The 24,948-nt window shown below is 44.0% G+C and carries 20 protein-coding genes and 1 pseudogene; 4 read left to right on the top strand and 17 right to left on the bottom strand.

Going from position 1 to position 24,948, the window contains the following annotated elements; genetic code table 11:
• Positions 1 to 78: 78 nt before the first annotated feature.
• From PBN151_RS23705 to PBN151_RS23695, 3 genes are all read right to left on the bottom strand, one after another.
• Entirely contained in the window at positions 79 to 1,044 is a 966-nt protein-coding gene (locus PBN151_RS23705; protein ID WP_072730959.1) for a helix-turn-helix transcriptional regulator, read from the bottom strand.
• A gap of 36 nt (positions 1,045 to 1,080) precedes the next feature.
• Entirely contained in the window at positions 1,081 to 1,788 is a 708-nt protein-coding gene (locus tag PBN151_RS23700; RefSeq protein ID WP_072730958.1) for a DNA alkylation repair protein, read from the bottom strand.
• Between the two features lie 156 nt (positions 1,789 to 1,944).
• Entirely contained in the window at positions 1,945 to 2,781 is an 837-nt protein-coding gene (locus PBN151_RS23695; RefSeq protein WP_072730957.1) for a helix-turn-helix domain-containing protein, read from the bottom strand.
• A gap of 131 nt (positions 2,782 to 2,912) precedes the next feature.
• On the opposite strand from PBN151_RS23695, the gene PBN151_RS23690 reads away from it, so the two are divergent.
• Positions 2,913 to 3,890, top strand: coding sequence for a Gfo/Idh/MocA family protein (locus PBN151_RS23690; protein ID WP_072730956.1), 978 nt, complete (start codon positions 2,913 to 2,915; stop codon positions 3,888 to 3,890).
• Between the two features lie 19 nt (positions 3,891 to 3,909).
• Positions 3,910 to 4,698: a TIM barrel protein gene (locus PBN151_RS23685; RefSeq protein WP_072730955.1), complete on the top strand. Its 789-nt coding sequence runs from the start codon at positions 3,910 to 3,912 to the stop codon at positions 4,696 to 4,698.
• Between the two features lie 103 nt (positions 4,699 to 4,801).
• Here the strand turns inward: PBN151_RS23685 and PBN151_RS23680 are convergent, their stop codons facing one another.
• The 11 genes and pseudogenes from PBN151_RS23680 to PBN151_RS23635 all read right to left on the bottom strand — a co-directional run bounded on the left by PBN151_RS23680 (position 4,802) and on the right by PBN151_RS23635 (position 16,510).
• Positions 4,802 to 5,491, bottom strand: a complete 690-nt coding sequence (locus PBN151_RS23680; protein WP_072730954.1) for a lysoplasmalogenase — start codon at positions 5,489 to 5,491, stop codon at positions 4,802 to 4,804.
• A gap of 567 nt (positions 5,492 to 6,058) precedes the next feature.
• The gene (locus PBN151_RS23675; protein ID WP_072730953.1) at positions 6,059 to 7,327 is read right to left on the bottom strand and encodes a cytosine deaminase; all 1,269 of its coding nucleotides are present in this window, start codon (positions 7,325 to 7,327) and stop codon (positions 6,059 to 6,061) included.
• Positions 7,302 to 8,582, bottom strand: a complete 1,281-nt coding sequence (gene codB, locus PBN151_RS23670) for a cytosine permease (protein ID WP_072730952.1) — start codon at positions 8,580 to 8,582, stop codon at positions 7,302 to 7,304. The genes PBN151_RS23675 and codB overlap by 26 nt, the downstream gene beginning before the upstream one ends.
• Before the next feature lie 294 nt (positions 8,583 to 8,876).
• Complete coding sequence (locus tag PBN151_RS23665; RefSeq protein ID WP_072730951.1) at positions 8,877 to 9,269, bottom strand: thioredoxin family protein; 393 nt, start codon at positions 9,267 to 9,269, stop codon at positions 8,877 to 8,879.
• Positions 9,270 to 9,498: 229 nt separating this feature from the next.
• On the bottom strand, positions 9,499 to 9,840 hold the full coding sequence (locus PBN151_RS23660) for a helix-turn-helix domain-containing protein (protein ID WP_072730950.1): 342 nt from the start codon (positions 9,838 to 9,840) through the stop codon (positions 9,499 to 9,501).
• A 996-nt stretch (positions 9,841 to 10,836) separates the two neighbouring features.
• A pseudogene (locus PBN151_RS32075) lies at positions 10,837 to 11,118 on the bottom strand (GMC family oxidoreductase); the annotation flags it as partial.
• Positions 11,119 to 11,136: 18 nt separating this feature from the next.
• Positions 11,137 to 11,610 (bottom strand): hypothetical protein, encoded by a 474-nt coding sequence (locus PBN151_RS32070; protein WP_227775020.1) that lies wholly within the window; start codon positions 11,608 to 11,610, stop codon positions 11,137 to 11,139.
• A 226-nt stretch (positions 11,611 to 11,836) separates the two neighbouring features.
• Positions 11,837 to 12,280 (bottom strand): SMI1/KNR4 family protein, encoded by a 444-nt coding sequence (locus PBN151_RS23650; RefSeq protein ID WP_072730949.1) that lies wholly within the window; start codon positions 12,278 to 12,280, stop codon positions 11,837 to 11,839.
• A 70-nt stretch (positions 12,281 to 12,350) separates the two neighbouring features.
• A complete protein-coding gene (locus PBN151_RS23645) occupies positions 12,351 to 13,565 on the bottom strand; it encodes a hypothetical protein (protein ID WP_370510450.1) in 1,215 nt (404 codons plus the stop codon).
• Between the two features lie 244 nt (positions 13,566 to 13,809).
• Positions 13,810 to 14,253, bottom strand: coding sequence for a cell wall hydrolase (locus tag PBN151_RS23640; protein ID WP_065291060.1), 444 nt, complete (start codon positions 14,251 to 14,253; stop codon positions 13,810 to 13,812).
• A gap of 127 nt (positions 14,254 to 14,380) precedes the next feature.
• The gene (locus tag PBN151_RS23635; protein ID WP_072730948.1) at positions 14,381 to 16,510 is read right to left on the bottom strand and encodes a methyl-accepting chemotaxis protein; all 2,130 of its coding nucleotides are present in this window, start codon (positions 16,508 to 16,510) and stop codon (positions 14,381 to 14,383) included.
• A gap of 255 nt (positions 16,511 to 16,765) precedes the next feature.
• Here PBN151_RS23635 and PBN151_RS23630 point away from each other — a divergent pair, with 255 nt between their 5' ends.
• A complete protein-coding gene (locus PBN151_RS23630; protein ID WP_227775006.1) occupies positions 16,766 to 17,338 on the top strand; it encodes a DsbA family oxidoreductase in 573 nt (190 codons plus the stop codon).
• A 169-nt stretch (positions 17,339 to 17,507) separates the two neighbouring features.
• The gene (locus tag PBN151_RS23625) at positions 17,508 to 18,953 is read left to right on the top strand and encodes an alpha/beta hydrolase family protein (protein ID WP_072730947.1); all 1,446 of its coding nucleotides are present in this window, start codon (positions 17,508 to 17,510) and stop codon (positions 18,951 to 18,953) included.
• A 205-nt stretch (positions 18,954 to 19,158) separates the two neighbouring features.
• Here PBN151_RS23625 and PBN151_RS23620 read toward each other — a convergent pair whose 3' ends face one another.
• The 3 genes from PBN151_RS23620 to PBN151_RS23610 all read right to left on the bottom strand — a co-directional run bounded on the left by PBN151_RS23620 (position 19,159) and on the right by PBN151_RS23610 (position 24,927).
• On the bottom strand, positions 19,159 to 19,515 hold the full coding sequence (locus PBN151_RS23620) for a nucleotide excision repair endonuclease (protein WP_072730988.1): 357 nt from the start codon (positions 19,513 to 19,515) through the stop codon (positions 19,159 to 19,161).
• A gap of 234 nt (positions 19,516 to 19,749) precedes the next feature.
• Positions 19,750 to 21,489 (bottom strand): ABC-F family ATP-binding cassette domain-containing protein, encoded by a 1,740-nt coding sequence (locus PBN151_RS23615; protein WP_072730946.1) that lies wholly within the window; start codon positions 21,487 to 21,489, stop codon positions 19,750 to 19,752.
• 294 nt (positions 21,490 to 21,783) lie between these two features.
• Positions 21,784 to 24,927, bottom strand: coding sequence for a hybrid sensor histidine kinase/response regulator (locus tag PBN151_RS23610; protein ID WP_072730987.1), 3,144 nt, complete (start codon positions 24,925 to 24,927; stop codon positions 21,784 to 21,786).
• Positions 24,928 to 24,948 lie beyond the last annotated feature (21 nt).

The following is a 24,948-nucleotide window of genomic DNA, read 5'->3' as shown; positions in this document are numbered from 1 at the left end:
CGGATTCTCATCATCTATCGGTAATCCATGATTGTCTTCATCATAAAATAACTTCACTGACAACTGCTGTCAGTGAAGTTATGTTCGTTGATAATATCCCATTAATTCCGATGCAACAGCAATAAGTCTATCCTTCAACTGCTGTGGCTCGATAACTCGAATCGATTGCCCGTAGGATAAGAGAAGATGAGGAACATAAGTATCCATTGATGCTTCCTCAAGTACAAAGATTGCTTGATTTGCCGTCCTCTCTTGCAAATAGTGCCCCAAGAACCCGTGCAGACATAAGTCGTCCAATGCCTCTGCTCTGCCCTCGATAATTACAGAAAACGCTCTGTCATTGCCCACCAAATCAGGCAGCAAGTTTTGCTTAACAAACTCACGAGCTGAAAAGGCTTCGGGACGCTTAAATCGGATGGACGTACGCTTGATTTGTACAATCCGTTCTGCCCGGAAGATGCGGAGCTCATTCCTTAGGTGGCAAAATGCAACGGTATACCATTTATTATTCCAGTTCACTGTCCCATAGGGGTCTATGACCCTATGCTTGGGTTGCTCCTCCCGGACTGTGCGGTAATCGATTTCTAGAGAGCATTCCTGTTCTACAGCCTGCTCCAATTCCAGCAATACCGGCTGAATAGAAGGAGCTCCCCCTTGGTTGATTACTTCAAACCCTGCTAACTGACGATTAAGTCTGCGTTCCTGCTCCTGGTTCGAATACTTTTTCAACTTCGATGTCGCATTGTCTAATACTTCGCTCAGAGGATATCCAGCTTCTTTTGCAAAGACGGCAGCATGAAGGAGTGCCTTTTTCTCCTCCATATCAAATAGCAGAGGGGCTCTGATAAAATGATTGAGCAAGCTATATCCGCCATAATGACCTGAATCAGATACGATAGGCACTCCACTGGCACATAGTGCATCAATATATCGATAGACAGTCCTAATATTTATTTCTAGCTTTTCGGATATTTGTTTGGCAGTCATTTTAGCGCCCGAATTCAGCAGCCACAATATTGCCAGCATATTATCGTTTTTTGGCATCGCATAACCCTTCGTAATTCACTCAAGATTTAAGGACTAACATCTTACATATTTCCGTTTGAAGCCGATCTGCCCCTTCTCTACCGCCTTTTGAATATTCATGGATGCATTCAAGAACTTGCTCTTTCCAGAATCGCGATTGACCTCCACCTGGCCTACTTCCTTTGCGATCTCGACTGCCTTATCATGAAGCGGCTGATAGGATACTCCCACGGTGTAGATAAAATTATTCATCGCGTACTTCGCACGTTCAGGAGCATCATGAATCGTATTTTTCACAAGTCCCAGCATATCGTCAATTTTGGCTTCAGAGAAATCACTGTCCGGGCGATTTCCGAGCATCCAGCAATAACAGCTCCAGCCTGCCGACATTTTAAGCTCTATATCGCTTGCAATCCATTTATCGGAGACTTCTTGTGCAATATCCGTCTCTGCCAGCGTTACGGCCACCACATAATCCGATAGCATATAGAAATAGGCTTGATCAATCCACCGCTCGAAGTCCGCCGCAGTCATTGCCTCAGGATCCGCGATCACTCCGGCAAAGTACATCGCATCATAATTTCCTGTAGCATAGAGCTCCTCCGCTAATGGCTGATTGCGTTTTATTTTCCGGAAGATAGGCTTCATCTGACCTGTAGCTACTCCAAAAAGCGGCTCATGCGCGCCATTGGATAGGTATATTTTCTTGGTGCGTTCCTTGCCGAGAGCTTCAAGCTCTTGCATGACCGTCTCTAGATTCATGATTCATACTTCCTTTGCAATGGGTTGTCTTACGGAATAAGCTCGGCTTCACTTCAATATATCATAAAGCAGCCTGGATCCAATGAAATCAGAAAGAGAACTATCTCATCCGTTATCGCTGGGACTTGTACAGTATTCCCCATTATTTGGATCCACCTATTTCCCATATTGCGCTCGAAACTGTAGCGGCGTCATACCGGTCACTCGACGGAACGTATGGACGAAGTGACTATCGCTTTGGAAGCCCACAGATGCAGCAATCTCCTTCACAGTAGGGCATCTCCCAGAGAGGAGCATATCCTTCGATTTCTGAATGCGGAATTGCAGTAAATATTGATAGGGACTTATTCCCCAGCTCTTGCGGAACAATGAATTCAGATGCTGTGGACTGACCCGCAGTGTGTTCGCCATCCGTTCCAGCCCGAGATCAGGGTTCCCGTACGTTTCTTCAATAAGCAAATATAGAGGCGCTAGCCTCTCATGACCTTCAGATAAGGAGGGTTCACTGCCAGCTTGTCCGAACTGCTTGATAAGCGTCAGGAAGGTATATACCTCTAGCGAACCGTTAACCCCGGCAAGATCGAAGCTATGATTGCATTTATGATCGTATTGCCGATGAATTTCTGCGAGCGGCGAATCAGAACCCCAACTCAGCGGCTGCATATGCTGAAGATCAAGTGACGCTGTGATGGGATTGGCGAGCGCCCCATCGAAGGTCATAAACCATGTTGACCAGACGCTTGTGTCCGCACGATAGCTATGGCTCACATTCGGCTTGAGCAAGATGCCCTGATTCGGATACAGCTTCACCGTTGTTCCGTTTACCGAGAATTCTCCGACTCCCTCTAACGTATGCAGCCAGTGAAAAGCGTGATAGCCGTGTTCCCGATAGATGGCTCCCTGGTGCGTCATTAAGCCAACACTACCCAAGTGAAGCGGCAGTCCCCGGTCACGCTCCGTTGTTATGAAATGTCTGCCATAGCTGATGTCCATAACCGCTCCTCCAGTTTCATTTTTCGATATTGAAAGCGCTATATATGATATTTTATTACGGATTGGGTTCGATTAGAATAACTTACAAAGTTGATATTTATTATATCCTTGAAACGGGAGTGATCACGATTATGACGGTGAAGCTTGGATTTATCGGAACCGGAGGAATCGCCAATCATCATATCCGCAGCTTAGCTCAAATCGAAGGCGTATCCTTGACTGCATTCTACGATGTTGACCTTGGCCGTGCACAGAAAGCGGCTTCCGAGCACAATGATGCGAAAGCATACGCGAAGCTGAACGACATGCTGGACGACAATAAGCTCGATGGCGTCTACATTTGCGTTCCACCGCTGGCCCATGGGGATGCTGAACGGCAATTAATCGAACGGGCAATCCCTTTTCTTGTAGAAAAGCCGATCGGCATCAACCGCGACACCCCCGCTGCCATCAGTCAGGCGATCAAGGACAAAAATTTGATCACGTCCGTCGGGTATCACTGGCGATACAGCGAAACGGCACAAATAGCTAAAAAGCTGTTGGCTGAGAGGACTCCCGGCATGGCACTCGGATACTGGATGGGCGGAATGCCGATGGTGCCTTGGTGGAGAGTGATGACAGGATCAGGCGGACAGTTCGTCGAACAGACGACGCATATTGTCGACATGCTTCGCTTTTTGTGCGGCGAAGTGAACGAAGTATATGCCGCATACGCGCTTCAAGCAATGGGCAAGAAAGTCGAAGGAACCGATGTTCCCGATGTCGGGACGGTTACGATGAAGCTTGCGAACGGCATGGTTGCCACCATTTCCAACACCTGTATGATGCCCGTCGGCCACCACGTCGGACTCGATATCTACACGGACGAAGGTGTGCTCGAGGTGCGTGACACCTCATTGAAGGTGATCGAGACTGAGGGCGTTCAGACCCACTCCAATGGGATTGATCTCACTATCGCTGAAGATGAAGCGTTCATCCATGCGATCCGTACTGGCGACACCTCCCGCATTAAGTCCAATTATGAAGATGCGCTCCGAACTCACGAAATTACGATTGCAGCCTCTGAATCTGCCGTCTCCGGCAAACCTGTATTGCTTGGTTCATACTAGTGATTGGAGGGGATCGACTGTGAAGTTCTCATTGTGCATCGGCGCTTATGGCGGAAAAGACGTCATTTATCATTTGGAGAAAATTAAGGAGCATGGCCTGCACGGATTGGAGTATTATTCGTGGTGGAATCTTGATGATCTGAAACAAATCGCGAAGGAGCAAGAGCGCATCGGGGTTGGCATCAGCGCGACATGCACGAAGTTCTTCAATCTAGTCGATGAATCGTTCAGGGACGATTACATTGCCGGGATACGTGAAACGATTGAAGCGTGCAAGATTCTGAATGTCACTTCAATTATTTCTCAGACGGGCGACGAGCTGGAAGGCGTGCCTCGCGAGATTCAGCGCTCCGCAATGGTGGAGACGCTCAAACGCTGCGCGCCGCTACTCGAGGAAGCCGGAATCGTCTTGGAGGTGGAACCGCTCAACGGGCTCGTCGACCATTACGGACATTTCCTTCAGCGCTCGGATGAATCAGTGGAAGTGATCGATCGGGTAGACAGCCCGAACGTCAAGCTCGTCTTCGACGTCTACCATCAGCAGGTCACCGAAGGCAATGTCATTCGCAACGCTACCAATTATATCGACCGAATCAATCATTTCCACATTGCAGACAATCCCGGCCGCAATCAGCCTGGCACAGGCGAGCTAAATTACGTAAACATTCTGCGCGCAATTAAAGAAACCGGATTCTCCGGGTTCGTCGGATTGGAAGGCGGCTATACGATCGACACCGACGTAGCGGTGGAGCAATTTAAGCAGGACATTCTTACGCCAGTATTCGGAAGCGTGCAGTCATACGCATAGCGGAATCGGCACGAAACAGGACATTGCGACGTAATTTAGCCGCGATGTCCTGTTCTGCTTCCATCTAAAACACCAGCTACGTGCAATGGTTAAAGCGTTCCAACTACATCCTCAGGGCGCGGCCCTTCGATAACTGCTTACCACCGAATACATTCGCAATGCTGCCCGCAATAAACAACTGCGCAGCGAAGTAGGTCAGCATAATCCAAAAGCCTGACGCCGGCACGGCGCTGACGAACTTATTCCAGGCCAGAATCGAGTCCGACACGGCGAACAAAATCGCCCCGACCGAAGCATGCCAGTTCCGGCTCATGATGGCGGTCCAGCACATGACTGAGATGACACTCACGTAAACGGCGACCGACAGCCATAAGTCGCTATTATCGCTGTTAGCCATGATTCCATTGTTCAGTTGCCAACCGATAAGCCACGAGTATAAGCCGATTGGTATCACGCACACCAACGTTAACAACGAAAATTCCCAACGCCTTATCATGGCCGCTACATAAAACAGATGCCCTAGCAAAAAAGACAACAATCCGAGCATAAACCACTCATTTCCGTTGTTCAGCAGCAACGCGTCACCAACTATGCTAAAAACCAATCCAATCACGACCAAAACCTTATACATCTTCAACTTGTCCGCAGACGGCGAACTGACTGCGAGCACAATGATCAGCACCATCGGCAGAAGCTTGAAGACCCAGTTTAGTACGCTACTGTTCAAGGACAGCGTTGCCAAGTGAATCACACCTGTTACGATAATTGCAAAAACCAGCCATTTCCGAAGCATAAATCAAGTCCTCCCCATCATTTTGGGTATTTGCTTGAACTGATTCTGACTGATACGTATGCCTATTTTCGCGTCCACATTACTCAACTGGCTGTCTGATGCGACTGCGGTGCTATTATGAAAAAAAGCCCTTAAGCGATATTAAGGGCTAGATATTCATCCAAGTGACCAATGCCTGTCGAAGATAGCATCTTTTGATCACAAGATATACATCAGTATATAAAGACAAAGCCATTCCTGACAATGGAGTGGTTTTAGCTTATTGCAGAAAACCATAGCAAATTTGTAGTAATTCAAGAGGACAGTTGCATCAACACCATTTCACGCATCGGGCCATCCGTCCCTCGACCCGGAGGGAAGATCTATGATTACTCTGAAAAATACTGTTTGCTAACTCATAATGTAATTATAAAAAAACAAAAATGGGTAGAAATCCAGATGTATTCTGAAAATCCCTACCCATTTTATTGCACCAATAAAATATCTAACATCAATTCAACAACTTATTATTATTGGCTATATTAGACTTCCACAATTTTTAATAATACTTAGAGTCCGCTTCTCTTTTTATCTTTGAAACGTAATGGTCTCACTTACACTGCCCAGCTTCACGCTCGTCTCGCTCGGCTTAGTCTCGGCAATGACCTTACCGTTACGGAAAGAATATCGTACGGCAGCCTGCTTGCGAATCGCCTCATACTCATTCTCCGCATTCAATACGATAAAGTTGGCCGGCTTCCCTGCCTCAATCCCGTATTTATCCTCAATTTGCAGCGTCGTCGCGCTGTTCTTCGTAATCAAATCGATGCTGTTCACGATCTGCTCATAGCCCATAAGCTGTGAAGCATGAATGCCCATATGCAGAACTTGAAGCATATTGCCTGTCCCAAGCGGATACCATGGGTCAAAAATATCATCATGACCAAAGCACACATTAAGTCCTGCTTCTTGAAGCTCTTTGACCCGTGTTAAGCCTCTACGCTTCGGATACGTATCAAAACGTCCTTGCAAATGAATATTCACAAGTGGATTGGATACAAAATTGATCCCCGACATCTTCAGCAGCCGGAACAGCTTGTACGCATATGCATCATTATAGGAGCCCATCGCTGTGGTATGGCTGGCCGTTGTACGTGCGCCGATGCCGCGTTCGTAAGCTTCCTTGGCCACTACCTCAACGAATCTGGACTGCTCATCGTCAATCTCATCGCAGTGGATATCGACGAGGCGATCATATTTTTCGGCGAGATCAAATGCGATTCTCATCGAATCTACGCCATATTCGCGTGTAAACTCGAAATGCGGAATGCCGCCAACCACATCGGCCCCCATTTTCATCGCTTCTTCAAGCAGTTCTACTCCATTTGGATAGGAGAGAATCCCTTCCTGTGGAAAAGCAACAAGCTGAAGATCCACATAAGGCGACATCTCCTCCTTCACTTCCAGCATCGCCTTAAGCGCTACTAGAGTAGGGTCTGTCACATCCACATGAGTTCTCACATGCTGAATGCCCTGAGCGATTTGCCATTTAAGCGCCGTCTTCGCTCTCGTTTTGACGTCCTCTACAGAAAGAGTTTCCTTCCGCTGCGACCATCGCTGGATACCTTCAAATAGCGTACCGCTTTGATTCCACTCTGGCTCCCCTGCTGTTAAGGTGGTGTCTAAATGAATATGCGGCTCAATAAAAGGAGGAAGCACCAGGCTCCCGTTCACATCAATGACCTCATGTCCTTCTGTGGGAAGCGGACTTTGGGTAATCGTCTTGAATGCTCCATCCACAATCTCGATATTCCATAAACCTTCACGACCTCTAAGCTTCGCTTGTTGTATAATCACTGTTCATTCCCCTTTTCTCGTTTACGTTAAACTGTTTTTCCGGGAAACACTTCATACCTATAACATACAGCACAGCTGTACCGATCAAGCCATTAATAGGCGGGATGCCAGGGACGAACTGAGCAATCAGAATGCCACCGAGCCATGCCAATATCGCAATCCAGTTCACGGATTTGAAGCTCATTTCTTCGAACTTCTTATAGGAGCCACGGTTCAGAATATAGAAATCCGCTAGCAGAATCGCGCCAATCGATGGCAAAATCGAGCCAAGTACCGTCAAGAAGCCTACGAAGTTATTGTACAGCCACATCGCCATGATTGTGCCTACTGCTCCATTAAAGACAACAATGATATTCTTAGGCAGCTTCGTAATATTGGCAAAGCCCAGACTGGATGCATACAGCGCATTTTCATTTGTCGTCCAAATATTTAACCCTAGCACAATGATAGCCGGCATAATCAAACCTTGCAAAAACATAACATCTGAGATATCCGCTTTCCCATATACAATCGCGCCCACTGCTCCAAATAGAAACATCAACGAATTTCCTAGGAAGAAGGCAATGACCGTCGACACAACCGCTGAACGAGTCGTTTTTGCAAATCGGGCAAAATCCGGTGTCAGCGTACCACCACTGATGAAGGAACCGATACAGACGGTCAATGCTGTAGCAAGACCCATCATTTCCTTCGGCTGATAATTCATTAATCCTTGCAATCCGCCTGCTGTTGAAGTTGCTTCGAAGACCGAATAGCTTCCTAATATCGCAATCGACGGCACAGCTACGATGCCGAGTATCGCCAATGCTTTAATTCCATAGATCGCGGTCACCGTCATTAAGATTCCTGCAATCGCAATCAAGACATACACGTTCATTCCCGTTACTTTCTGAACCGGAACTGCGAACATCGCTACCCCTACACCAAACCAGCCTACTTGCGTAAAACCTAGCAATCCTGAAGATAAATAGGAACCCTTCGTGCCAAACGCATATTTCGTCAGCAAGTGAGTCGATAAACCCGTCTTTGCCGCAATATAAGCAAGCGCTCCTGTATAAATGCCCAAGATCAGATTCCCTGCCAGTACAATCCCGATAAAAGCACTGAACGTTAAGCCATTTCCTAACGCTCCGCCTGACCACATGCTTGCCGAGAAGAACGTAAATCCAAGCATTACGGCGAGTATTTTCCAAAATCCATTCCGATGTGCTTGTGGTACAGGTTGCAATGAGAATTCCAAATCCACTTTTTCCATTATCCATCCTCCAGATCGTCTAGATACCGAGTATGCTCAAGCAGATGGAACAGGCGGGAATGATCGATGGCTTTCAGGAGCAATAAAAAAGGCTTATTGCCCAGTTGCCCTGACAATAAGCCGTTTACGATCGCAGTAAAACAATAGGTACACGTGCATATACACACGTATCCCTATAAAGATCATACATTCCGCTGTCCTTGTCAGCCTCACGGGACTGAATTAAAGGTATCTTATTAAATTGTCACTATTATAAATAAATATATCAGTATCAACAAGTGTAAATATTGGAAGTTACGTAAGCTGCGACGGGCAGGACATCGATGATTGGCTGTCATTCCCCTCCAGAAGATGGTTTTTCACTAAGTCATAGATTTTACGAACTTTTTCGTCCAGCAGATCCAGATGCACGATTCTCGCTTCACGTATATATTCTTTCCCCTCCACGTAAAGCAATAAAACGGGCGCGGTGAAAACAGAAAAACTCCCGGCAACCGCCGGAACTTCTTGAGCATTGATCGTCGCCAGTTGGATATCCGGGTATTTCGTCAATAATTTCTGTACCTGCGGCCGCAATCCATGGCACACACTGCACCCTGTCATGGTGATATAGAGAAACGATAATCGATGGCACCTTATAAATTCATTTGCCGATTCGACACTCGTTAATTGTTCATATTCTCTCATGGTTCCCTCCAAGTGTAGGAATCTCTCATGTTCCACAAGGGATGGGATATATTCCCACCTACTTGTTATACGGTTCTACGTAATATCTATAGTACGAAATATAAGGGCACCCATTTGGGTACCCTTTATAGTTGACAGAGTTCAGGATGGAAAATTGCAACCGTGTAAATTCACAATTCACCAACTCAAGGCATTAATCCAAACTTCAGCGGTATTAGGATTTTCCCTCTTAATCCAACTGATCGTCCAACATAGCGTCAATGACCTTCAATATCCTCTTTTGCTCATTTAGACTTCTGATTCGGAGCCTATCCACAATTTCTGCAAGTGTAGAATCGTTCCCCTCTCCACTCACAGGTTGGATGTAACTAAAGAACTCCACCATCGAGAGGTTGAGCGCACTCGTAATTCTAGCCAGTACTACGACGGAACATACCTTTTCAGAACGTTCCAACTTGCCAATATAAGTCTCGTGTAGCTCAGCCTTGCTTGCAAGTTCCTCCTGGCTTAGTCCGCGTAGTTTTCGAAAGTGCCGAATGCCTTCCCCTACCATCTTCATAAAATCACTCACAGCAATCACCCTAAGCAAACCATAGACCAGCCATTTGCACACTCCAAGATACTATAGGGTTTATTTTATTAATATATACCCTATAGGGATTTATTTTTGATATAATAAGATTGCCCTGTTTTAAAAAAAATAAACTAAAAGGCATAATAAGAAACGCTACTTAGAACTTTACAAACTTAATCATCTCAACAAGTCCCCGTATCGAATCGGATATATGATATATAAACAAGGAAGGAATGAGTCCTATTAGAGTGCAATGCATATTCCCCGATAGCTCAACTGCGGATGTCTATGTTTCCGAAATTGGAGAATTTCTTCGTCTCACAAAATTAGTAAACGGGATAACAATGGAAGGAATCAATTATAATGTAGTTCATACAGAGCTAATTGTAGAAAAAGAAACTTTCTATATTTCAGTGCTATTGAAGCATAGGCATGTACAATAACAAGCTCAACCTGAAGCATGGCAAGGATAAAATTTACATCATTATAGGGGTGTCATTCATGAACGATTATTTTTTTCATAGGAATACCGGGCATAGATCACACCCTACGACTATTACCATCCTTTCTCTAAAATATTACTTATGTACCGTATTCCTTTGTCATCGATTTTCAGCACCCATTTTACATGATTGAAATATCCGGTTTTATTTAGAATACATACACCTTCAACAATAATATCGTCCCAAGGAAGGGCTTATCTATTTTATGGACTATCTGGTCTACCGTAAAGCTCATTTCTTATCCTCCCCCATTATCCAATTTGTCTGTTCAAGGCCATCGACTGAACAACATGCTTCCAAGTCGCCTAGCTCATACCTTATAGAGGGACAACCAGCCTTCTATTCCCAACAAAAGCAATTAACACAAATAAAATTTCCCGCCGCCACTTAGATACGCTTCAGCTTAACGGTCATATCGGCGGAAATAAAAAAGAGCTGGCGCCTCCAGCTCTTTCCGATTTGGGTCCATTCCAGTCTGGCATTACACCTATTAATCTTCTAATTCGTCCTCAAAATCATCATCATCCAGCACGTAAGAACAAGAATTATGTTGAATAAAGCGTACGGCATTTAATCCTATCATTTGAGCTGCTTGGCTAGTATTGCCGTCCGGTAAAATAGGTGCGATGGAAAGATCAGCGACTTTAAGATTGGTTGTACCGAATACATCCAGCTGTCCGTTGACAACTCCATCTTGAACGCTTTTCCCCATCTTGCACTGCCCGCCATAATGATAGAAATTTGAATACGATGCTCTTACGAAATCACTAAGCTGCTTCTTTTTTTCTGCCTAATCGGGTATTTGGAAAACTGCCTCCGGAGGGTACACCACAGCTTTTATCCCGCTATTATTTACTCTAGCCTCTTGAATAATGTTGTACATATTAATATATTGATCCACCAAGAAATCCAGATCATTTGTTGCCTGTTGCAATGGGTTAAAGGAAAAGGACGGCAGTGCTTCGGGATCGCTGTGGGAGGCCATAATCGTACCCTTACTCCGTGGATTAAGGTCTATAAGACCAAAACTCATAACATTGATTTGCTTATTTACTAAATCCAGCTCCCACCCATTGCTTGCTATATCTGAAGCTGGAATAAAGAGTGGTGCGGGGACTCCTAGAATTTGAAGGCGGCGGCCCTCCCCTACATTATCCTTATTTTCAGCTGTAAATGCGCCTAAAATAATCGGTTGATTAGGATCATCACCAACTACCGGTAGTATCTGTGATGTTAGGCGGAACACAAAATATTGCTGCTGCAACGGAGCAACAGTTAGCTTCTATGCAGGAGGTTACTTCTTCTGCAAATATACTGTCCAGCATGGCAGAAGAACTCCAAGAGAAAATAAGGCAGTTTAAGTTGTAACAGGAGCAGAATGCTTGATAAATGGTCTGACTTGAACAGATAAAAGGAGGCTGTCCCAAAAGTAGAGCAATCTACTTGGGGGATGGCCTCTTTGATTAGCATAATCTGCCGAATTGAACAAATTACCATTCATAAAAATTCTCTTCGATCATTTCCTCGAATGAATTGGCTAATACCTTGATCTCCCCGGTATCGTGATACCCGATGAAAACCTCTCCTGTCTGATTCATGAAAATCGGATCGCCGGATCCATCTATGGAAATGACATAACTGGTTCGTAAAACCTCTGCAAAGGGATGTCCCTTGAATTGCTCTCGAAACCCCAACGTCAAATCGACAACCGTTTCATTGCCGAGACTAGAGCCATTAGAGAATGCATGTATCGCAAGACCTGCATATGCTCCTCCAAACGTCTTGATAAAGTGTACGTAGTCCTCATGAAAGTTTACATTCAGCCGTTGCTCCGCACTAACAATTTCCTCTTGGCTTGCCGGAATGCCTACTAGTGTTTCATTAACTTCCTGATGAAGAAAAATCTTTAATCTCTCCATTAACGCATCCTTCATAGGTAATCCCCTTCTCAATAATTCCCCAGTTTAGTTCAGCAGTTGTTCCCCGTTTACAATCTCCTTTCAATCAGTAATCGCGAGCTGCATCGAACCAGCGCCCGGCCATCTCCTCCGTTATAGGCTGGCCGATCAGGTGATCGGACTGGCTGAGTTGCCATACTGCTTCGCCAAGATCTTCTCTTTCGGTTGTTTCGATGCCTTTGAGGGTATTGAAGCGCATGGTGAAGGTGGTAATGGCTGCCTCGGCATCAGCAAGGCTGCGAGCCTGCGCCAAGGATGCCTGTGCAGCATTGTAAGCTTCGTTAGCCAGTTTGGCCAGACGTTTAGGCCAAGACGAGAACGGGCGGCCGTATTCGCTCTCCCACCACTCAGGCTTTCGCAATTGGCTCACTGAAGCATAGCCGGCCCATGGGCGTGTCTTGGCGCGTGTTTTCACTTGCTGCCTTAAGCGCTTGCCCGCGGCCTCTTCCACATTGTAGGCGATAAATCCTTCAAGCAACGGCCACGTGTCCAAGGAGGGCATGTCCTCTAAATCAGACATGAAGCGCAGCTCCAGATTCGTTAACCGGGCATGACGAGCCAACAAGTCCATGTCGCAAAAGTTCCCCCATAAGCTCAGTGAGTCAAGATTGGGGAACCGGTCTAGACAGTCCAGCGATATGGGCTGTCCCAGCGGCGTGTTTTGCAGCGTCAGGCTCGTCACCTGGTGCAATTCACCGAGGTCGGGCAGTCTGAAAGGAGGATCATTCTTGCGTCGGCCGGTGCGCGGCGCCAGTGTCAGAGAATACGGCATATTTCCAGTAGCCGATAAGCGTAATAGATCGCCAGACACGTTCAGGCGGAAAGATCCCTTCGGAAGCTTCAAGCTCAGACGCTCTGCGGACTGGCCCAGCTCGATATGCAAGCCATGCACAATGGACTGACTGGCGTCCACCACCGTATCTGCAGACAGGATTGGAGCCCACGTCATCTCTTCAATAGGACGTGTCCGCGCCCAGTCCAAGAAGCCCGTGTCACTGCCTGAATAGTACAAAAATCGCGGCCAAGGCGAGCCCGCTGGCGTAGAAAAGGCATCGAATACGGTCCAATCGATGCGCGCGTCTGGCTCGACGTGAAGATCCACCCTTTTCCCCAGTTGCGGCGGTCCGATTGATAGGCTGCCCACGCCGGGCCGAAGGACAAGCGTGTGGCTGTGAGGGCCCGTCAGGTCAATGGGATAACTACCATCTTCTGTAACAGAATCAGAAGAGTGAGCTTGGTTATGAATTGGCACTTCCGTCATCCTTTCTTCTACCTTTGATTACATGTTTGATGCTCATTAGCTAATATAGCCCTATATAATATGTATCTTAATTTCATTATAATGATCGCTTGTCCTGAATCCACCTACTTATTACCTGAATTCTGGAAGTGCGCATGAGTCATCCCCTCATGAAAAAAAAGGGTGTCTCTCTGTCATTTCAGGACTTCGAGACACCCTCTTTTGAACGATTCCACATCTTCTACATGCTCGCCCTACTATAAAATTAAAACGTATTGTATACCTCTTCACATTCTTCTGCAGTAGGTTCATAAAAACAATGCTTCTTCCATCGTCCTGCGAGTGGCTGATTATACCAAGTGTCCGGGCATGGCCCGGGATTTTCGAACGTTCCTGGACGGAAATACCATAGGGAGAATTTAGCTGGCCAACTCCGCTCTCCATTCACAGCCCGTCGCGCCAGACGCCGTTCCCTATCTCTTGCGTTTTGATAGTACAAACCATGTTGCAACGCTTCGAACGCATGCGGCTGGTTGATCATTTGGGGAATTGTCCGGATGCCTTTAAAATCAGAGCAATTCGCTCTTACTCGGTTAATGCCAACATTTCCAACAAGGAGCATGCCCTGTTCGCCTTCGGTCTCAGCTTCAGCTCGAAGCAATCTTGCCAACATATCAATATCCTGTTGCCTGGCTTTTACGACTGCCATTTGCTCACCTCTTTAGATTTCTCTAGACTCATCATATTGTAGGCGAAGCGGAAGTGTTACTCTGGCAGAAATAAAGAGCGTATCAATCAGGGCAACCTGAGATCGGTGCCCTGAATTACATACGAAATTAATTTATTTTAACGTCATCGCGCAATACAAATTTGCTTAAGTCATTCTGCAATTGCTGTGACATATCCCTTAACTCTTTGGCGGAAATTTGGATTTTCTCCGCGGAAACTAGTTGTTCTGCTGTACCTGTAGCCATTACCTCAGCTTCATTCGATGTACGATGAGAAATATCGGATACATCTGCAATAGAAGCCACCACTTCCTCCATTCCAGCTGACATTTCCTCAGTGGTTGCGGATACGTCCTGAATTTGTTCACTTACAAGCTTAACCTCACTAAGAATGCAATCAATGGTCTCCTTCGTTCGCTCAATAGATTCCATTCCCATATTCGTCTCGATTTGTATCGAATCCATAGCGGATACCGTTGCTCCAACAAGAGATCGAATATCAATCAATAGGTCAGAAATGGATTTCCCAGAGCTTGATGTTTCTTCAGCAAGCTCTCCTATCTCTTGTGCAACTACGCTAAATCCACGACCATGCTCTCCCGCGCGTGCTGCTTCAATATTTGCATTTAAGGCAAGCAGCTTTGTTTGCTTTGCAATCTCCAAAATTGACTCTATAATTTGACTTATACGTACTGAATGCTCATCAAGCTTAGCTACAATCTGGGCAGAGTCGGCCTGAGTCTTCTTAATACTCTCCATTTGATCCATGGTTTCTATCAGTTGCTGATTCCCAATTACTGCATTTTCACTTGCGCGAATGGCAACCGAAGCAACCTCAGATGCCGCTTCCGCAACTCGTGTAATCCCAATCGCCATCTCATTCATTGCAGATGACGCTTCCACTGTCGTTCTCTTTTGTGAAGCTGTCCCATCCGATACTTTCTGCACAGAATCGGCAACTTTCTTCATATCCTGTATAGATTGATCTGAGATTCCAGTTAGTTGCTGGGAGGATTGAAATGTTGTTAAGGAAATTTGTTGATTTAAGCTAAGCACTCGATTCATCGATTTTTGCATTTCATTAAAGGCCGCACCTACAAGCTGCAGCTCATCCTTAGTATTCAGTACAATGTCTTGGGAGAAATCCCCCTTCGCCATCGACTCCGCTCTTTGCTTTAAGATACTCACTGTATCCATAACACTCCTAAAGAATGCTACATAAAATATGACTACTAATAGCAAGACTACTACCATGATCACTAATGTTACATTGCGCTCAGCAGTGTAGTCATCAATACGTTCTTGAAGAATATGATCTAATTCCATTATGGCTAGTTTGAATACCTCATCCGCTGTTGTGATCGCAACCGTCCCTTGAGTGAAAAAGGTATCAGGATTCATGCTCATCTCTTGCTTATGTATAATTTCTTGTTCAAGTAAAACAAGATAGTTTTGAATATTTTGTGCAACCTGCCCTCCCTTCTCAACCAGATTCACATTAATGTTACTCTGAGATTCCGCAATTTTGGAAAGGGATTTATTTAGACTGACAAGAGCAGTCTTACTCTCATATTCTCTCAGGAGTAGCTGGATTTTCAACTCATCCGTTAGTGTTCTCGATGCAAGAATACCATTGCCAGTTCCCCGAATAAAAGCGGAGTTTTCGATCAATGCAGGCAGTTCCTGAACGACCAGCCTCATCAAATAGTATGAATTAATTTCATTATCAAGTGATAATTCAGACTCATCGGCACTGCTGACAATAAGTTCTTCTATCTGCTCCACCAGTTTTGAATGACGAACAAAACTATCTGATGCCTTTAAGCTTTCATAAGAATCACGCAGTTCAATCCATTCTCTATGAATAGAAGCCCATTTTTCATATGACTGGGGCAGGTTTTTTTTCTGGAATTTTGTTTCGATGTTTTCAATCAATTGAGCAATTTCTTGTAGCTTCGCCTCAATAGCACTCTTTGCTTCTTTATTTCCATTCAAGTAACCATTAATAAGCCCACGTTGTTGTTGTACTTGTAGCATGAAGGGCATTATTTCACTGATCTGCTCAACCCCAGCTTGTTCGCCTTTGATGAATTTTATTTGAGTTTGCTGTGTCGCGTTCCAATTATATAGAAGGACTACTATTGGAATAATAAATAGTACACTGATGAGCATAAACTTTTGCCCATATTTTAGCCTCGATAGAATCGAAGTAAATGGACTTAATAATCTTTCTAACATACTTTCTTACCCCCATGATGTATTCTCTTAGATGTCCAGTATATTTTACCGATGAAGTTTACCAAACACTTGTGATAAATATCATAGCCAGCAACCTTTTCTAGCAGATAAATAGGATGAAGCCATTTCTCTTGAAACGCTGGAATGATGCTCACCCAGACATCTTTATGAAGTTGGTTTCCATTCATGAATCTTGCTGGAGTGTTAGTTATGCGCTAGACGCTGAAGTCATGGACGCGTTTTGCGTAATCATGTATGGATAAAAGCCTCGCCCCAGTGATGATTGTATTTAAAGTGATTCAGCAACATCATGGCAATACAGTAGCCTATGATTGCTTAAGACGATCGCGAGAAGCTTTATTCGCATTTAATCGAAATATCGCGAAGGAATCCGTCATGATTGACATCGTAAATCAGCTTGGACTGGATGGAGAAGCGATCATTCAAGATGCTGAACATCAATCCGGACAATCCTTATTGAATGAGGATTTTAGACTCGCTAGAAGCCTTGGTGTTCGAGGCTTCCCAACGATCGTCATGATCAATGAAGAGAATAAAGGAGCCAAAATCGTAGGTAGTCGTCCGTTGGAGTCTTATGTTGAGGGCCTTCAGCAAGTGTTAAATACGGGAGAAATTAAGCCAAGGCAACAACCATCACTTTCGAACTTACTTTCGCAAGAAAAGCTATTATTTTCTAAAGAAATTGAAGTGATGTATGAGATCGACAAGTCGGGGATCAACGCTTTTGTTGAAAAAGAACTTGCACCAGGAAGTTATGAAATAGGGGATCTCTTAGGGGAGTTCTACTATACAACAAAGAGTTCTTGATGGGGAACGTTGAAAATGAGCGAAAATAACCATTCCTCTTAATTTCGGTGCGTTTGCCATGTCTGCCCACGACATTCATAAAAAATTTATAATATTCCCCCTTTCATCTTTATAATTTTTTTGTAATCTGGAGCAAGTTCGTATTTGTGGTAAAGGGAGGGATATCGGCATGAGGTTTTGGGAAATAGGCTTGATCGTTGTTAATTTTGGCCTGTTGTACTGGACGGTAATCGCGAACAAGAAAGGCGGACGGGGATGGTTCATCCCTTTAGGGATCGCCTACACTTTGGTAATTGTGCAGATTGTCGTGGAAGGTGGACGGTGGGAGATGGTTCCGGCCTACTTGACGCCACTCTTATTGATGGCTTATTTCTTCATTAACAAGCGGAAGAAAGCCAGTAAAAGCCGGATTGCTGTTACCGTTCAAGCGATGCTATTGACCGTATATTTGTTGGTCTCGGTCGTGCCACCTGCGATGCTGCCAGTATTCTCGTTTGAACAACCCACGGGGCCCTATGCGGTCGGAACGACGGTTTATCATTGGGTTGACGATGAGCGGCGAGAAACATATTCGGATAACACTGCTGATAAGCGCGAGCTGATGGCGCAGATTTGGTATCCGGCCGCCAAAGGCGTCGGAGAAGAGAGAAGCCCATATCTCCGGAACGCATCTAAGATGACGACAGCCATATCAAGCAAAATGATGGGTCTTCCGGCTTTTGTGCTAAGCCATCTAGGGTTGATCAAGACGCATGCTTTGGTGGAGGCTAGGCTCTCGGACTCGGAGAGCCGGTATCCGGTTCTGATTTTCTCCCATGGGATGAACGGGTATCGCAATCAGAATATGTACCAGCTAGAGGAGTTGGCCAGCCACGGCTATATCGTAATCGCTATCGATTATGCCTACGAAGCTGCTGCCTCCGTTTACCCTGACGGAAGAGTCGCCGTGAGTAAGACCGACCCTAACTTGACTTCGATTGCTCAGTATGGGGGGCATATCCCGCTTTGGACCAGCGACGCTGCGTTTGTGCTCAATCAAGTGGAGAAGCTCAATCAGAAGGATACTGCGGGTCGATTTACAGGCAGAATCGATCTTGAACGAATCGGCATGCTTGGACATTCATTCGGTGGAGCCGTTACGGTGCAAATGTTACAGAATGATTCGCGTGTGAAGGCTGCCCTTAGTATGGATGGAGGGTTTTATGGTCCGCCGGTTTCGGTCAAAGGATTCGGAAAGCCTTTCTTCATGATGTATTCAGACGAGACGTACAGCAATGTAATGATTTCTTACGATGATGTCGCCAAACAGTTAGGTGGGGTAAGCCGTGAAGCGTTCGAAGCCCCGAGGAAAGAATATATCCAAAAATCGGGCTATGCTCTGGCAGGCGGAGGGATGTCGATCCTTATTCCGGGTTCAAAGCATGCAAGCTACACCGATCTTGCGTTATTCTCTCCCCTGCTTGGCCTCAGCGACGAAAACCCACGGCGGGATCACCGCATCGTGAACGAATTCAGTGTTGCCTTCTTCGATCGGTATTTAAAAGGGAAGGACGATTCTGCGCTGCAAGTTCTGGCCGCCAAGTACCCAGAAGTGAATTTCAAGGTGAACAACTGATCCATAGCATCGATTCTTACGTCGCATGCTCTCCACAGTGACCCACGTTCTTTGGCGATGGGTTGAAGTTCTGCCCCCGCAACCAACTTACACATGTAGCTCGGCACATATATCAAAATGCCTTTAATCCACATTCAGCGGGTTAAAGGCATTTTTGCGTTATCTTATCATTTCACGGCTCTTTGGGCGATAGGAGCTCTGTCTATTATTTGTATAATACCTTATCTACATTGTACTTAGCCTTGTATTCGTTAATAATGTACGTCTCGTATATTTCTCTATGGACGGCATCCTCAACCAAACAAACCTCGATCTTGGTTACTTCCTCCCGATTATCTTTGATGACCGACACCGTATCCTCGAAATGCTTCTTGATCCGAGGTCTTAGCTTCCGCGCCTTGCCGACGAATAGGAGTTCATCCTTATCATTGTAGAACATAAAGATCCCCGCTTTATCTCTAGGAATCTGAATGAAATCCGTAAACCCGTATATATGGCTTAATTTAGGATCAATCTGTTTGTAAATCGTGACATCCGGTGTTGGAATCGTTATTTGTATCATAAACATTCACTCTCTCTTCTGTGTCATTGTTATTTTCGGTTCGCCTCATGTTCTCGAGTCTAGGTTATATTCTATCTATTATGGACATACCTGTCTATTCCATGCAGGAAGTTCGATGGTAAGGTACTTAGTTTCAAGGCAGAAAAGGCGCTGGGCTTATCGCGCCATATATTCTTGACCTAGTACAAAGACCCCTTTTTCGAGGGGTCTTCTTTTCAATAAGAGAGGTGTATTTTAAAGCAACTTAATCAGCTCTTCTAGCTCATCAACCAATATCTTTGCGGATTCAAAATCAGTATTTTTTAAAGCCATTTCTATTTTCATTTCAACTGCTTTTTTATTTTGTTCCGCTTCTAAATAGTCTTTATTAAAATGACTAGCATAAATCATCTGTCTAAATTTACGCATACTCATTTTTCTTATCGTCTTATCGCCGATGATTAAAACATAATCCATACCATTTACAACAGAATAGAAATCATGAGAAATCATGAGAATCGCACCTTTATAGTCTTCAATGGCTTTCTCCAATGCGATTTGTGAATAGGTGTCTAAATGGCTTGTCGGTTCATCTAGAAGCAATACGTTTGCTTTACTGGCAGCAACTTTGGCCAATTGAAGCATATTTTTTTCTCCACCAGATAAAGATGCTATCTTCTGATTAACGATTTCTCCTTCAAAGCCATAGTGTGATATATACGATCTAACCTCATCATAAGTGCTAAACCCAGCATCAATGAATTCTTCTAGTATTGTATTAGAATCCTTTAACACTTCGCCTTGAAGCTGAGATAGATAAGCCACTTTAGCATCTGCATTTATTTCAATGGAATCATGATTATTGTTAAAGATATCTCGGAGTAAAGTCGTTTTTCCGGTACCGTTTGGACCGATAATGGCTACTTTATCCGTAGATTTTATCTCAAAGTTAACATGGTCTAGCAGCAGCTCATCAAAGGCAACGCGATAATTATTAACATTTACAACAACGGTATCTTCCATTTCATGATCCATATCAAAACGAATATTCGGTTGCTTCATATCAACAAATGGCGCTTTAATTCTACGTGCTTCCAATCTTTCTTGAAACTTAACTCTGGCTTTTAGTGCTCTCCCTCTAGATGCATCTGCATTAACAGTCGCGATAGCTCTAAGATTATCAATGATGTTATCGTATCTCTCAATTTCTTCTTGTTCAGCGACTGCGATTTCTTGCAACTCAATTTTAGTCTGAAGTAATGAGAAGTTATAATCAATATATCGCCCATCAAATTCTTGGATCTCTTTATTTTCAAGGTGTATAATTTTGTTGAAACAATGATTCAATAGATATCGGTTGTGCGTAACAACTAGCAGCATTCCTTTGTGAGAATTAATAAGATTTCTGAGCGCATTTAGGTTTTCAAAATCTAAAAATACATCGGGTTCGTCCATAATCATTAAGTCTGGACTACTAAGCATTTCCTTCATCACTTGAATAAGTTTGAATTCCCCACCACTCAGATCGGATACCCTAACATCTTTTAGCTTCATGAGGTTTGCTAGATTTAGTTTCTTATTAATTTTGCTCTCGAAATCATCCCCACCGATTGAATCAAATGCGTCTAAAGCTAATTGATACTTTTCTAATAATGAATCAATATCCGATGATGTTTCCATCTCTGTACAAATAGCTGTTATTTCATTTTGTATCTTAATAAATTCTTCCGCTATATATTCAAAAACTGTTGTTTCTTTTGTTTTGTCTTGTTGAGAGAATTGACTTACATGCCCAATTTTGCAAGTCGGGTCAACTTCTAATTTGCCCTCGAACAAATATCTTTCTGGATCCATCAGTATATCTATTAATGTACTTTTCCCATTGCCACTCGTTCCTATAAAAGCACAATGCTGTGCCTCTTCAAGCGTAAATGAAATGTTTTTATATAGTTCTTTTTGCGGGAATGAGAAGGATAAGTTATCAACCTTTATCACAAGTATTACCTTCCTTTATAACTAAAATAGTGTCTATTCTTAGGTGTATTACAAAATATAGATTTTGAGTGTAACACTGTTTACAACCAACTTCAAACCATTTGAATCCCATCGCTTGGAATATCGGTAAAAAGTTCCATTCTGCTTCCTGACGAATAGCCTAGCTGTTCCATTTCATTTGAGTTGTACAATAAAAACTTGCCGTTACTTATGATACGGTTCAGCTTAACGGGTCTATCAGCGAAAATGAAGAAAGGAGCAGCCAAGGATGCTCCTCATTCAATCACTTATTTATCACCTAGCTTTATCCCTGCTATTCAACCTGTTATGTACATGAAAAGTTACCTTTGTCCCTGTACCTAACGTACTTGTGATATGAAGTCCTGTTCCGAAGTGCCTTTTTAATCGCTGATCCGTATTAATCAATCCTACACCTGAACGACTATCCACTTTTCTTTCTAATATTCGTTGCAATTGAACCTCGTCTATTCCATCCCCATCGTCTTCAACGGTTATCTCTGCATGCGTCTCATAGACAAAAATCCGAATAAGAATCGTTCCTCCACGATTGCGCTTCATTATGCCATGTCTTATCGCATTTTCAACGAGAGGCTGGATCGTAAGAAATGGGACTTTTATGCCCCCGTAGCCATCTATCTCCCAAATAACCTGTAACCTTTCTTCAAACCGAGCCTTTTCAATATATAGATAAGAACGCACTAGACTTAATTCCTCTTCGATAGGAACAAGCCTATCCATATTTTGAAATTTAAATTTATTCCTCAAAAAATTGCTGAATTCATCGAGCAAATTACGCATTTTATCCAAATCAATATCGCTTAAAGCTGCTACAGCATTCAACGCATTAAATATAAAATGAGGCTGGATTTGCGCTTGCAGCCATGCAGCTTCTAATCGCAGTTGTTCCCGAACGGATTGTTTAATCGTAATTAACGCCTCGATCCGTGATTTTATTTCTATTGCTTCCACTGGCTTCGTCACATAATCGTTTGCCCCCGCTATAAAACCGCTCTGAATATCTTTCGGTTGGCTTCTTGCGGTAAGGAGCAGAATGGGAAGCTCTGTGAGTGTAAACCGCTCGCGAATCATGCGCGTCAGCTCATAACCGGACATCTGCGGCATCATAACGTCGGAGATGACCAGATCCCAGTCCTTGGTATCCAGCAAAGCCAACGCTTCTTTACCGCTCGTTGCCATCGTTACTTCGTATTCGTCAGGTGGCATTATGGCTTCAAGCACTTGAAGATTGACAGGATCATCATCGACGATTAATACAAGCGGACGAGTACGATTTATTTGGAATGGAGTTGTTGGTGTTGCCCCTTTCGCAGCTAGCGGAAGTTCCATTTGGTCCAAATCATCAGTAGAGGCTATTTTTTGCATCGCCATCGATTGTAATACGAACGGTTCCAATCGGTTCGAACCTTCACTTTCTTCCTCCGCTTCCTCATCCGCCAGATTTAACGAAAATGTAAATTTCGAGCCTTCCCCTACAACAGAGGATACATCTAACGTACCTCCATGAAGCTCAATCAACTGCTTGCTTATGCTTAAACCTAACCCAAAACCGCCTTCTATCATCGTCACACTCGTACTGCCTTGCTCATACGGACGGAATAAGCGCTTAAGCAGGTGCTCATCCATTCCGATCCCCGTATCGGCAATCACAATATACGCTCTGCCGCCTTTGGCAAAAGCTTGTATCGAAATTGTCCCTTCATTCGTATATTTCACAGCATTATGAAGTAAATTGAACACGATTTGGATCACTCGATTCTCATCCGCAATTACCGGGGGAAAATCTTCCGAAATCTGATTTGCAATTGTGATAGACTTTACTTCTGCGTTAAATTGCAGCATATCCATTACTCCAGTCACAATTGGCTGGATAAATATTACTTTCCTTTGTAAACGTGGATTGCCTTCCCGTAAACTCATCACGTCAATCAAGTCGTTTAATATCCATGACAACCGACGTCCTACAGATAAAACCGTTTCAAGCTCCTTGATACTCCGTTCCTGCAATAAATGCTGTTCCCTTTTTAAAACGGATTGTGACATGTTAAGCATGGTATGCAGCGGATTTTTAAATTCATGTGAAGTGTTTGCCAGAAATTGATCCTTATGGTCATTCATTCTTTGCAAGGTTGCAGCAAGCTCTTTGGTGTTCGCATGCATGATAAAGTAACCCTTAAACCATTCAGAGGCTAAACAACCCATCGCAATAATCATATCGAACGGATAGTAGACAAGACTCAAACCGCTATTCAGCAAGATTAACGACCAAAGAGAATGGTTCACCAACGCTAGAAAAGAGAAAAGCAGTAAAAGATTGCTCTTTAAATCTTTGATTACTTTTTTAAACATTGTAATTAACGTGATAACTCCAGCAACAACAACTAATAAATAATAAACCGGAAAGAGCATAATCACTTGAGGTGGATCTAAAAACAACGTGATGCCGGCAGTCCCTAGATTCATTACTTTATAGATAGGGTACATCCTACGCCAATATGGAAGCTCGCGATGATTCATACACTGGAGCAAAGCATAGGCTGCAATAACGAAAGCAATATTAGTCAGCCTAAAATCCCAATTACTTCCAATATAAAATAATTGATGGAACAACTTCTCATCCGTACTAAAGACACTCGTGATCGTTACACATAATGCAAGCAAACTGAAATAAAGCAGCTTCTTTTCCTTATTTCCTAGTACATACAAAATAAGTGCATAGACAGCATGCATAATAAATATAATCGCTGCCAAAAACTGCATAAAAACGGAAGCATTCGTCTCTTTGGCTATAGCTTCTTCTGAACCAAATTTAATGGATCGGACAATGCCCCCGCTTCGACTATCCACATAATTCGCCGCCTGAATGACGATTTCGATTACACCGTTGTCATCTGCTGTAAAGGCTGTAGAATAAGGTAGGTCCTTCGAAATATATTCATCCTTTGTTGTCGCCACCTGTCCAGATTTAATAAGCAAGCGACCGTTTACATATAATTCTGATGCAGTGCGTACGCTGGGTACACGAATACTATAATTAGGATGCTTTGCAGGGTCTACATAAAGACGCAAACGATAAGAGCCATATCCGTATGGAGATGGCTTGTCAGCATGCAAAGCTTCATTCCATCCTCCCGGTACCTGAATATGCATTGGCGCATTATCGCCTAACAATTGTTGCCGACTACCATCTATCAACCATTGCGAGGGATAAAACTCCCATTCCCCATCAAGTAAGAGAATGCTGCCATCTTCTGCATTCCAATTGCGCAAATCAACGAATTGCCCATTATGAATTGACGCCTGTTTGGGAACATGAAACGCTTCCATCCATAAAATGCGCAAACCGGTTAAAACAAATAATATGAACACTAGCAATAATATAATATAGCTCTTTTTCATTTGATATTTGGATGAGTGAGT

This window comes from Paenibacillus sp. NAIST15-1 (assembly GCF_001894745.1).
GTDB lineage: Bacteria > Bacillota > Bacilli > Paenibacillales > Paenibacillaceae > Paenibacillus_B > Paenibacillus_B suaedae.
The sequence above is the reverse complement of the archived record's forward strand: the minus strand, read 5'-3'. Positions and strand labels throughout refer to the sequence as shown.